Source organism: Parabacteroides sp. AF14-59 (assembly GCF_003479515.1).
Lineage (GTDB): Bacteria > Bacteroidota > Bacteroidia > Bacteroidales > Tannerellaceae > Parabacteroides > Parabacteroides faecis.
Genome location: NZ_QUHH01000005.1, coordinates 230,476 through 241,861 on the forward strand (window position 1 = coordinate 230,476; position 11,386 = coordinate 241,861).

At 42.1% G+C, this 11,386-nt stretch carries 11 protein-coding genes; 6 read left to right on the forward strand and 5 right to left on the reverse strand.

The window, feature by feature from the left end; all coding sequences use genetic code 11:
* From DWW23_RS08140 to DWW23_RS08150, 3 genes are all read left to right on the forward strand, one after another.
* A complete protein-coding gene (locus DWW23_RS08140) occupies window positions 1–783 on the forward strand; it encodes a dihydroorotate dehydrogenase electron transfer subunit (protein WP_122352779.1) in 783 nt (260 codons plus the stop codon).
* Complete coding sequence (locus tag DWW23_RS08145; protein ID WP_122352780.1) at window positions 771–1,682, forward strand: dihydroorotate dehydrogenase; 912 nt, start codon at window positions 771–773, stop codon at window positions 1,680–1,682. The genes DWW23_RS08140 and DWW23_RS08145 overlap by 13 nt, the downstream gene beginning before the upstream one ends.
* Window positions 1,683–2,101: 419 nt before the next feature.
* Window positions 2,102–4,258, forward strand: coding sequence for an alpha-galactosidase (locus tag DWW23_RS08150; protein ID WP_122352781.1), 2,157 nt, complete (start codon window positions 2,102–2,104; stop codon window positions 4,256–4,258).
* Between the two features lie 86 nt (window positions 4,259–4,344).
* Here DWW23_RS08150 and DWW23_RS08155 read toward each other — a convergent pair whose 3' ends face one another.
* Window positions 4,345–5,526 (reverse strand): MFS transporter, encoded by a 1,182-nt coding sequence (locus DWW23_RS08155; RefSeq protein WP_122352868.1) that lies wholly within the window; start codon window positions 5,524–5,526, stop codon window positions 4,345–4,347.
* A 138-nt stretch (window positions 5,527–5,664) separates the two neighbouring features.
* Between DWW23_RS08155 and DWW23_RS08160 the strand changes: the two genes are divergently transcribed.
* Complete coding sequence (locus DWW23_RS08160; protein WP_122352782.1) at window positions 5,665–6,369, forward strand: MgtC/SapB family protein; 705 nt, start codon at window positions 5,665–5,667, stop codon at window positions 6,367–6,369.
* A 4-nt stretch (window positions 6,370–6,373) separates the two neighbouring features.
* Here DWW23_RS08160 and DWW23_RS08165 read toward each other — a convergent pair whose 3' ends face one another.
* The 3 genes from DWW23_RS08165 to serB are packed head-to-tail and all read right to left on the reverse strand — an operon-like array spanning window position 6,374 to window position 8,410.
* Window positions 6,374–6,847, reverse strand: a complete 474-nt coding sequence (locus tag DWW23_RS08165) for a C-GCAxxG-C-C family protein (RefSeq protein ID WP_122352783.1) — start codon at window positions 6,845–6,847, stop codon at window positions 6,374–6,376.
* Window positions 6,848–6,864: 17 nt separating this feature from the next.
* Window positions 6,865–7,167: a Dabb family protein gene (locus tag DWW23_RS08170; protein WP_122352784.1), complete on the reverse strand. Its 303-nt coding sequence runs from the start codon at window positions 7,165–7,167 to the stop codon at window positions 6,865–6,867.
* 16 nt (window positions 7,168–7,183) lie between these two features.
* The gene (gene serB / locus DWW23_RS08175; RefSeq protein WP_122352785.1) at window positions 7,184–8,410 is read right to left on the reverse strand and encodes a phosphoserine phosphatase SerB; all 1,227 of its coding nucleotides are present in this window, start codon (window positions 8,408–8,410) and stop codon (window positions 7,184–7,186) included.
* 155 nt (window positions 8,411–8,565) lie between these two features.
* Here serB and DWW23_RS08180 point away from each other — a divergent pair, with 155 nt between their 5' ends.
* Both DWW23_RS08180 and DWW23_RS08185 read left to right on the forward strand, forming a co-directional pair.
* Window positions 8,566–9,090 (forward strand): hypothetical protein, encoded by a 525-nt coding sequence (locus tag DWW23_RS08180; protein WP_122352786.1) that lies wholly within the window; start codon window positions 8,566–8,568, stop codon window positions 9,088–9,090.
* Between the two features lie 399 nt (window positions 9,091–9,489).
* Window positions 9,490–9,990 (forward strand): thioredoxin-like domain-containing protein, encoded by a 501-nt coding sequence (locus DWW23_RS08185; RefSeq protein ID WP_122352787.1) that lies wholly within the window; start codon window positions 9,490–9,492, stop codon window positions 9,988–9,990.
* A gap of 59 nt (window positions 9,991–10,049) precedes the next feature.
* Here DWW23_RS08185 and DWW23_RS08190 read toward each other — a convergent pair whose 3' ends face one another.
* Entirely contained in the window at window positions 10,050–11,348 is a 1,299-nt protein-coding gene (locus DWW23_RS08190; protein ID WP_122352788.1) for a 6-bladed beta-propeller, read from the reverse strand.
* Between the last annotated feature and the right edge of the window lie 38 nt (window positions 11,349–11,386).

The window sequence follows — 11,386 nt, forward strand, 5'->3', positions numbered from 1 at the left end:
ATGAAGAAGTACATGTTAGATATGAAGGTCACAGAAAACAACCGCCTTCATAAAAATTATTGCCTGCTGAAGTTAACCAGCGACGATACTTTACCGGAAATGCTTCCCGGACAGTTCGTTCAGGTGCTGGTGGATAACTCTCCTACAACATTTCTACGCCGACCTATTTCAATTAACTTTGTAGATAGAACAACCAATGAATTGTGGTTGCTTATCCAGTTGATTGGCGACGGAACACGTCGTATGGCAGAATACCGTCCCGGAGATATTGTAAATATTATGTTGCCGCTTGGGAACAGTTTCACAATTCCTGCTGCCGGAGATAAAAATCAGAAATTCCTGCTTATTGGCGGTGGTGTCGGTACGGCTCCGATGTTATGTTTGGGATCTGCCCTGAAGAATGCCGGTTTTGAACCTGTATTTCTGTTGGGAGCGCGTTCAAAGGATGATGTATTGCAACTGGATGAGTTTACGAAGATCGGAACTGTTCACATAACTACCGAAGATGGTTCTCTCGGAGAAAAAGGTTATGTAACAAACCATTCCGTATTGAAAAACGTTCATTTTGATAGAATTTATACATGTGGACCGAAGCCTATGATGGTAGCTGTTGCCAAATATGCAGCTGCTGAATCGATCACATGCGAAGTCTCGCTTGAAAATACAATGGCCTGTGGTATAGGTGCTTGCCTGTGCTGTGTGGAGAATACGAAAGAAGGTCATGTATGTGTTTGTACTGAAGGTCCCGTATTTAATATAGAAAAATTGACATGGCTGAGTTAAATGTAAACATAGGTAATTTGCCGTTGAAGAATCCGGTAATGACTGCATCGGGAACATTTGGATACGGAGTCGAATATTCTGACTTTATGGATATTTCGAGACTGGGCGGTATTTTTGTAAAAGGAACAACTATCCAGCCACGCGAAGGCAACCTGTATCCCCGCATGGCAGAAACTCCTTCCGGAATGTTGAATGCCGTCGGTCTGCAGAACAAAGGTGCCCAATATTTTGTCGATAATATCTATCCCGCTATTAAGGATATCGATACTAATATGATCGTAAATGTGAGCGGATCGTCTGTTGAAACATACGTGGAATGTGCAGAGAAAATAGCGGAATTGGATAAAATTCCCGCTATCGAACTGAATATTTCCTGTCCGAATGTGAAGCAAGGCGGTATGGCTTTTGGGGTGACAACCTGTGGTGCTGCCGAAGTCGTGAAGGCTGTCCGCAAGGTTTATCCTAAGACCCTTATTGTAAAACTTTCTCCTAATGTAACAGACATAACCGAGATAGCAAAAGCTGTCGAAGCTGAAGGTGCAGACTCTGTTTCGCTGATCAATACCATGCTTGGTATGGCTATCGATGCAGAGAAGCGTAAACCTATATTATCTACAATAACCGGTGGCCTTTCCGGTCCTTGTGTAAAGCCGGTTGCTCTCCGTATGGTATGGCAAACGTACAAGGCTGTGAAGATTCCTATCATCGGTTTAGGTGGTATTTCCAACTGGAAAGATGCCGTCGAGTTTATGCTGGCCGGAGCTACTGCTATACAGATCGGTACTTATAACTTTATTGATCCGACTGTATCGGTAAAAGTGATCGATGGTATGAACGATTACCTCGACAGGCATGGTTTTAAGTCTGTAAAAGAGCTTATTGGGGCTTTGGAAGTATAAGACTTACTATTAAACAGAAGAACTTCCTTGCTTTTTTTACGGAAGGAAGTTGTTTATTGCTTGTAACATCCGGATGCTACCGATCGGTAGACCCGGGTGTTATTAGGGTCAACACCTGGGTGTCAACCTCTTTGAGATCCGGGTGTCGATCAGTTTAACTACTGACCTTTGTAAAAAAAGACAATAGGGTTTATGGAAAGCACAAGTATCGTCGGAGAACTTGCCACACGAATGATTTCGTTGATTATATCCGGAAACTATGATAGTTGTATGATAGTTAAATGATAGTTGAAAATAAGAACTATCATTATGTAAAACTTAGATTTATAGGTATTTATACTTGAAAATGATAGTATGATAGTTGTTTTTCGATTTCTAAGTATGTAATGTATTTATTGTAAACCAAGTAAAATAATAGTATGAGGAACAAATTATTTCTTTTAATCTTATTGACGATTTTATCTATATCGTTGAAAGCCAGTGACAAAACAGTTATTCCTATTACAACGGAAAATATTAGCCTGATCTATAAAGTAGGTGATAACGGTCGTTTATACCAATCATATTTAGGGCAAAAACTTCGTTTCAGCAGTGATATCGACCAGTTGCCGATGGGTGATGAAGCCTATATTGCGCATGGTATGGAAGATTATTTCGAACCAGCTATCCGCGTATTGCATAATGACGGCAATCCTTCCCTGCTACTGAAATATATCTCTTCCGAAACCCGGGAGTTGCAGCCGGGAGCAACAGAAACTGTCATTAAGCTGCAAGATGAAGTTTATCCTGTAATGGTAGACCTCTATTTCATAGCTTATGCCAAAGAAAACATCATCAAGACATATACAGAAATATCCCATCAGGAAAAAAAGCCGGTTACGCTCTATAATTATGCTTCTTCTATGTTGCATCTGAACAGCGGCAAGTATTTTCTCACGGAATTTGCCGGTGACTGGGCACACGAAGTCAATATGACGGAACAACAGCTTTCATTCGGTAAAAAAGTTTTGGATACGAAGCTGGGAAGTCGTGCAAATATGTTCAACTCGCCTTTCTTTTTACTGGCTTTGGACGAACAGGCAAAAGAAAATGAGGGTGAAGTACTTTTCGGGACAATTGGTTGGACAGGGAATTTCCGGTTTACCTTTGAAGTCGATAACCTGAATAATTTACGTATTCTTTCAGGCATAAATAACTATGCATCAGAATATTCATTAAAACCGAAAGAAATATTCCGAACTCCTGAATTTATATTTACTTTCAGCGCGGAAGGAAAAGGGAAAGCAAGCCGCGATTTTCACAGATGGGCTCGTAAATACCAGGTGAAAGACGGTGATAAATCACGTTTGACATTGTTGAATAACTGGGAGGCTACTTATTTTGATTTCAATGAAGACAAGTTGGTCGATATTATGGATGAAGCGAAATCGCTTGGAGTCGATATGTTCCTGTTGGACGACGGATGGTTTGCCAACAAATATCCGCGTAACAGCGACCGCCAGGGCTTGGGTGATTGGGATGAAACAGCAGAAAAACTACCGAATGGCATTGGGAAATTGGTGAAAGAAGCAACCGGTAAAGAGATAAAATTCGGTCTGTGGATCGAACCGGAGATGGTAAATCCGAAGAGCGAACTGTATGAAAAGCATAAAGACTGGGTAATTCATCTGCCGAACAGGGAAGAATATTATTTCAGAAATCAATTGGTATTGGACCTCAGTAATCCGAAAGTTCAGGATTATGTATTTGGTATTGTGGATAATCTGATGACAAAATATCCGGGTATCGCTTATTTTAAATGGGATTGTAATAGTCCGATCACCAACATTTATTCCCCTTATTTAAAAGATCAACAATCTCATTTGTACATAGAACATGTGAGAGGTTTATATAATGTATTGGAACGTGTAAAAGCAAAATATCCGGATCTGCCGATGATGCTCTGCTCCGGAGGTGGCGGACGTACGGATTATGAAGGATTGAAATATTTTACCGAGTTCTGGCCGAGTGATAACACAGACCCTATCGAACGTATCTTTATCCAGTGGGGATATTCTCATTTCTTCCCGTCAAAGACAATGGCAGCGCATGTAACAAGCTGGAACAAAGGGGCTGGTGTGAAGTTCCGTACGGATGTTGCGATGATGGGTAAGTTGGGTTTCGATATCCGTATTCATGATATGACCCCGGCGGAACAGGAATATTGCAAAGGAGCTGTGAAAAACTTCAACCGTTTGAATAAGGAAATTATGGAAGGTGATCTGTACCGTCTCGTATCCCCTTATGATGGAAATCATTCAGCTGTAATGTATGTAAATGAGGCAGTAGATAAAGCTGTTCTTTTTGCTTTCGATATCCATCCGCGATATGCTGAAAATTTACAGTCAGTGCGTTTACAGGGGTTGAATCCGGACGCTCAGTACGAGATAAAGGAGATTAATTTACTACCGAACACTAAATCGGTGTTGAGATGTAATGGAAAGACTTATTCCGGTGAATACCTGATGAAAGTAGGTATACCGGTATTTTCCGGCAGACAATTGGCTAGCCGGGTTATTGAGATCTCAAAAATATAAGTGAAACATATTCATTCTTTAGCAAAAACGGAGAGGTTGACAAGTTAAGCCTCTCCGTTTTTTGTTTTCACTATAAACTATATTATTTATATTTTCCTTTTTGATAGTAAAGTGACCGACAGGGAAGCACAGCAGAGTAAGACCCCAACACCGGCTGTCCCGGCCCAACCGAACAATTGCCAGGCTGTCCCGGAAAGAAAGGTTCCCAGTGAGCCGCCAACAAAATAAGTGGTCATGAATATGGTATTTACCCGGTTCGATGCAGTCGGACATAACTCGAAAATGCTCGATTGGTTACTGAGCTGGATGCATTGCATGCCGATATCGATAATAATTATACCCGCAATGATGGAAGTATAAAAACTACCTCCGAAATAAAGTAATAACCAGGATAACAATATCAATCCGCATCCCCAGAAATTAAAACATCTGACGCCTACTTTCTTTACATATTTCCCGACAAGCGATGCCGACATGGCTCCGGCAACCCCGCAAAGTCCCAACATACCGACAACATCGCTATTGGCAAAGAAAGGGGCTTGCCCCATCTTAAATGCCAGGCATGACCACATCGCCAGAAAAGAGCCGAAAGCCAGTCCGGACCGGACAGCATAAATACGCAACGCCGGAAATTCTTTTACGAGGGAAAGCAAGGATTTCATCAATTCAGCATATTTACCTTTAAAAGTCGGACGTATATCCGGTAGTACGGTGATCACGACAATACAACAGACGATCATCAGTCCGGCTGCAATGTAGTACATTTCACGCCATCCGAACAATTCTCCGACTAATCCGCTGATCACCCGCGATACCAATATCCCGGATAACAATCCCGAAACGACCAGTCCGACATTACGTCCTTTATTTTCCGGTTTGGAATAGAGGGCGGCGATAGGAATGAATATCTGCGGAATTACCGAGCAAACACCTGTGACCAGTGAAGCGATCAGGATAATATGAATATTGGGGGCCATGGCAATGCTTAACAGCGATAGCACCAAAAGGGTAAAGTTGGTTATAATAATTTTTTTACGTTTGAACATGTCGGCTAGCGGTACCACAAACAACAGTCCCAACGCATAACCGATCTGGGTAACCATTGCGATCAGGTTGGTTGTAAATTCGGATACGTCGAGATCGCGCCGTATCATATTTAAAAGCGGTTGATTATAATAAAGATTGGCTACCGATATACCGGCTACGATAGATAATGTCCAGAGTATCGAAGCTGGCAGACCTCCGTTTTCTTTCAATGTCTGTTTCATATTTTGCGTTTGAACCGGCAAATTTACCTTAAAAAATTGAGATATAGAACCTTTTTTCTTTGTATGGAAGCTGCCTCCGGCATATAGAGATATTCAAATAATTGGTTATATTTGCCAATAACTAAAACAGGAAAATATATGTTTGAACATCTTAATGATATATTGGAAAATACAACTATAACACCCTCAACCGCAGCTGTCAAACTACTTGTCAGTTTCTTTCTGGGTGCTATTATCGGTATAGAACGTCAATTTCGCCGCCGTGAAGCCGGAATGCGTACATTTACACTGATCTGTATGGGATCGGCTGCCGCTATGCTCATTTCCATCTGGATACCGCAATGCTATCCTGACTTTCTGAATGGAGATCCGGGACGTATTGCTGCACAGGTGCTTACCGGCATCGGCTTTCTTGGTGCCGGGGCGATCATGCAAAGTCACGGAAGCATTCACGGATTGACAACGGCTGCCTGTATCTGGGTAGTGGCCGTGATCGGTCTGGCCGTGGGAGCGGGGATGTATGTACCGGCATTGATAGGGACAGGTCTTACATTGGTTATCCTGGTCAGCCTTGAAAAGCTTGAAAAAAGAATGTTCCTGAACGGAGTGAATAAGATCCTGACTATTATTTGTACAACAGCAACACCTGACCTGAAAGCGGTTCGTAAGATATTGGAATCAAAGAATATTTATATTGTCAGTGTTTCGTTCGAATCGATCTATGAGCAGAATAAAGCGATTATCACTTATAAAGTGAATGTCAAGGCGCAGTCTTCTTATATGAATTTATTCAGCGAGATCAGGACGTTGGGGTATGTCTCTCAAATAAGATTGATGGCCTGAGCCATCAATCCAATTCGTTTTTCAGCATCCGGCCTGCTATCCGGGCTGCCGTTTCCACATATTTGCTGCAAGGGCGCTTGGCATAATATTCCGCTGTTCTTGCAGAAGGGGCAGGAGTTGTCTGGCTGGCTTCTGCGGCTGGCAAAAGACTCCGGCAGATAATCGTACCATGCTGTTCCTTAAACAATTCAGCCATTTTTTGCACCATTCCATAATTCTTTGTCCGGGCTTCCTGATCATTTTGATCCAGTACCGGATATTTGAATCCTGCAAGCATAGCCATAGCACTGACCGTCCCGCAGACTTCCCGCATCCGGCCTACGCCGCCACCGAAAGAGACAGACATTTTCTTCGCCATATCCAGATTCAGTTCGAAAACATCCGAATAGGCCAGGAATACGGATTGTGCACAGTTAAACCCCGATTCAAAGTTTTGAACGGCGAGTTTTACACGTTCTTCAATATCAAATTCCTTCATAAAGGAAGTATTAAGTATTAGAATTCGTAGTCAACACATGCCCTGTCGGCTTTTACCGGGCCGATAATTCCTTTCGATACAGCTACATGTTCAGGATGATTGGCATATGTTTTTACATCTTCGAGCGAATCGAGCTCTGTTGTCAGGATAATATCCCATGTTTCTTCCGGGTTGATATTGAAATCGACACGGATCATACGCAATATATCGATCTTATCGATCAAAGCTTCCAGCCCCGTTTTGATTTCCTGCATTTTTGCCTGTTTATCGGCAGGAGTTGCAAACTCCGTCAGTTTAAACATTACAATGTGTCTTACCATAAACGCTTTTAATTAATTACATTTGTTCGTCCAAATAGGAATCTTTGTATCCCAGGAAATATAATATGCCATCCAGTCCGATCGTGGAGATTGACTGTTTGGCGGTTTCTTTTACTTTCGGTTTGGCATGGAAAGCAATTCCCAATCCGGCTATGCTGATCATAGGCAGGTCGTTTGCGCCGTCTCCGACAGCAACGGTCTGGCGTATATCTACGTTTTCCACCTGTGCGATCAACCGAAGTAATTCGGCTTTCCGTTTACCATCGACAATATCCCCGACGTATCGGCCTGTCAATTTGCCGTCCTCGACTTCAAGCTCGTTGGCATATACATAGTCTATGTTATATTTTTGTTTCAGGTAATTGCCGAAATAGGTGAATCCTCCCGAAAGGATAGCGATTTTGAATCCGACCTTTTTAAGGATACGCATCAGACGGTCGACCCCTTCCGTTATAGGAAGGTTTTCAGCGATCTCCTGCATGACAGAGACGTCCAGTCCTTTCAGTAATGCACAACGCTGGGCGAAGCTTTCGCTGAAATCGATTTCTCCGCGCATAGCCGATTCGGTAATCGCTTTTACCTGGTCGCCGACACCGGCACGAACGGCCAATTCGTCGATCACTTCCGTTTCGATAAGCGTCGAGTCCATATCGAAGCAGATAAGACGACGCATACGGCGATACATACTGTCCTCCTGAAAAGAAATATCCATTACCTGTTCGGAAGAAAGCTTCATAAATTCCGCTTTCATCAATTCTTTGTCGCAAGGAGTACCACGCACAGAGAACTCGACACTGGCTTTCGGAGTACGGGCATCTTCATCCAGAGGGATACGTCCGGTCAGGCGCTTGATGTCGTCGATATTCATTCCCTGATCAGCAACAATACGGGTCACTCCTGCAATTTGTCTGGCAGTCAGCTTTCGTCCCAGAATGGTGATGATATACCGGTTCTTTCCTTGCATATCGACCCACTTCCTGTATTCCTGTTCCGTGATCGGGTTGAAACGGATATTTACGTCCAGCTCATAGCTTTTGAAAAGTAGCTCTTTCAGGATATCTCCCGAATTACCTTCGCAACTCTGGAAAAGAATACCCAATGACAAGTTATTATGAATGTCAGCCTGACCGATATCGAGAATCGCCGCATTATTTTTAGCTAAGATCTCAGTAAGGGCGGCAGTGACACCCGGACGATCGGCTCCATTTATATTTAATAGTATAATTTCGTCTTTTTGTCCCATGTTTTTTGTTTTATAAGGCAAAGGTAAACAAGTTATATGCAAATTCAGGCATCCGGATAAACAAAAATTCAAATGAAATTGTTATTTTTACAGAGACGTTATATTTAATTTAGAACCTGGCAACCTTAATAAGTCCTGACTGGCAGGCAAATGAGATGAAGATTCAGTTTGAAGTTAAGGAAAAGCTGCCTGAGATTATTGCCGAAGTACGGCATTCAGACAAATGGCAAACAAAAGTAGTGGAAAAAACGCACAGCCTTGAAAGAGTTACGATCAAAGATCCTAATTATGATTCGGAAGCCTGTGTAGAGATCTGGGAACATGAGATTCATATCCGTACGGCATGGTCTAATTATACCTACCGTATTTTCAAACGGGGTGATTCTTGTTGGTGTGAATATATCGGAGCTTATCGGGGATTGCTGGAACAGACACTGCTTCCTACGTTGACTCCCAAGTTGAACATATTGGATTCTGTCGTTATAGAGAGTTCATTGACCGGTAACAGAAAGGAAACGTTGCGGACTTATAGTTCTGAAAACCTCAAATTGAAAAATTTCCGTCGTGATAATTTCAAGGAAGAATATAACAGAACATCGTTGCAGGACCATCCGACGGTCGTTTATGATGAATATATCAAGGAAGGGATGCCGATGCCTTCCCCTTACGATAAAGAATAACAGGGAAAAGCCCGATGCACTCCGTATCGGGCTTTTTTTATCCCCATATCTATCTAATATACATGATTATTGAGTTTATTAACCTGATTTTAGTATATAGCGAAAACTAAATTTATGTTATAAAACAACCGTTTTAGTGGATTTTTATGCGATAAAACATATAAAAAATCTTGCATTTCAGTCGATTTATGTTATATCGTTTGGAAGGATAGGTAATTTGCCTGTATCTTTGCCAGCGTTAAAAACAAGAAAGTGGCTCCTTAGCGAAGGAAAAGCACTTGTTTATTTCCTGAAAATCAGGAGTCGGACATAAAGATATGCAGAGGAAAGCCGACCGCAGACCGGCGAGTAGAGTGTTGAAGGGTATGTTCCGATTAAGTTTAACGTAAATATTAAATTATGAAGGTAAGAGCTTATGTTCTCATTGTAGCGGTAGCATTTACAATAATGTCGTCCGGTACAAAAGAAGCAAGACCTACCGTGGGTACCAATCCCGGTGATCTGGCTCCGAGAATAGAGTCTTTGGGAAACGAAAGCAATTTCAGTTTCCAAAATCATTCAGGACGTTACACATTGCTGAATTTCTGGGCAGCTTACGATGCTGAATCGCGGGCCCGTAACGTTCAATTATGGAATGAGATAAACAAGTTAAGTTCGGACAGAGTTGCTATGTATTCTGTATCTTTCGATGAGAAAGAATCGATCTTTACCGAGACGGTAAAAGCGGACAGACTGAGCAATACAAAGCAATTTCATGAAGAACTTGGTAAAAAGTCAGAGTTGTATGGAAAGTTTAACCTGAAGAAAGGTTTGAAGAATTTTCTGATCGACGACAAAGGGGTTATCATAGCCGAAAATGTTACTCCGGACAAACTGACTGAAATTTTGAATAGAATTTAATCTGTCGATTATTTATTAAAAAAGAGCTGTTTCGCCCAACGAGGAACAGCTCTTTTTTGTTATTTCAGATGAGCGATCATAAAGATCGGGTTATCTTCGTCATCCACCTTTCCTGATAAATCGAGCAACGCTTGATCCACCTTATTGCCGGCGGCCTGCTTTTCATCTATATATTCATGTAGCTCGTAGGGCCAGAAATAAGCAAACAGTTTATTGTCATAGATACCGAAACGGGGGAAGAAAGTCTCTTTGTGATGAATATCGTCGATAAATCCTTTTCCTTCTATGGCTATGGTTTCACCTGTCCGTTTATTATAATAGGCGATTTGTGGATAGACCTGATCTTCCAGTCCCCGTAAAGCCGGACTTACTACGAATTCATTCCAGATAATAAATATATAATTATCTGTATCGTAAACAGCATTGACCATTTTCTTCCCTTTTGTCAGACGCGTTAATTCGCAATTGTCAAGACAATTCTTGACGGCGGCACTTCTGTCTACGCTGTTCCTGGATTTATGGATACACATTAATGCATCGGTGAAAAGCTCGTTTTGCCGTATCAGCGATACTTCGTCAGGTATTTTATAGTCACCCAGGTCTATGATCCACCGGGAAGCCAGGCCGTTTTCCGTCACCCGGTATATTGTGTCGTTGTAGTAATTATAAAAAAGGGCACTGTCTGAGTTGCAGGTGTAAGCACGTTTTATACCTGTATAACCTACATTGTTCAGTTGTACTTTAGGAATGGAAGGAGAGATAGCCCGCTCTGCTTTCAATGTGTTAAAGTCGCGGTCTATTGTATAGACTGTATCCGGTTGGTTAAATACCGAGATATTATTTCCGGCCGGTGCCCAATCATCAACCCATCCTATTCTGCCCAGTTGTTCAGGTATGTCAAACTCTGATTTGCCCTTTGACAACAGTTGTATTTCTTTTCCGGTAAATTTCCCATTTTCATCATATTCTATCAACTTGTGTCCATAGCTATAAAAATGTCCTTTTGTAAAGATAGAACCCATATATTGCGTAGGGTCTTCGCCCGGTCCTTGTCCGATCCGGCCGATGGTCCGGATAAACCGGCCGTTCAGGTCGAAAACTGTCCGGTTGCATATGATATAAGGAGGAGAGTAGTTAAACCAGCTGGTATTCCTGAGCAAACATTCTTTACGGGTTTCCAATGGGAGATAGGTGATGCTGTCTACCAGTTCCGACAGATCGACTTTCCGTATATGGTCGATTGCATCGGCCAGGCGGATGATGTTGTCGACAGGTTTCTCTTCTGCCTCTGATTGTTTGGGGGCGCCGGAACAGGAGAGCAGAAGACCGACAAAAAAGAGATAGATTAACTTTTCCATGGCAACGAAATTTATAGGATAACATTAGAAGCTGTTAT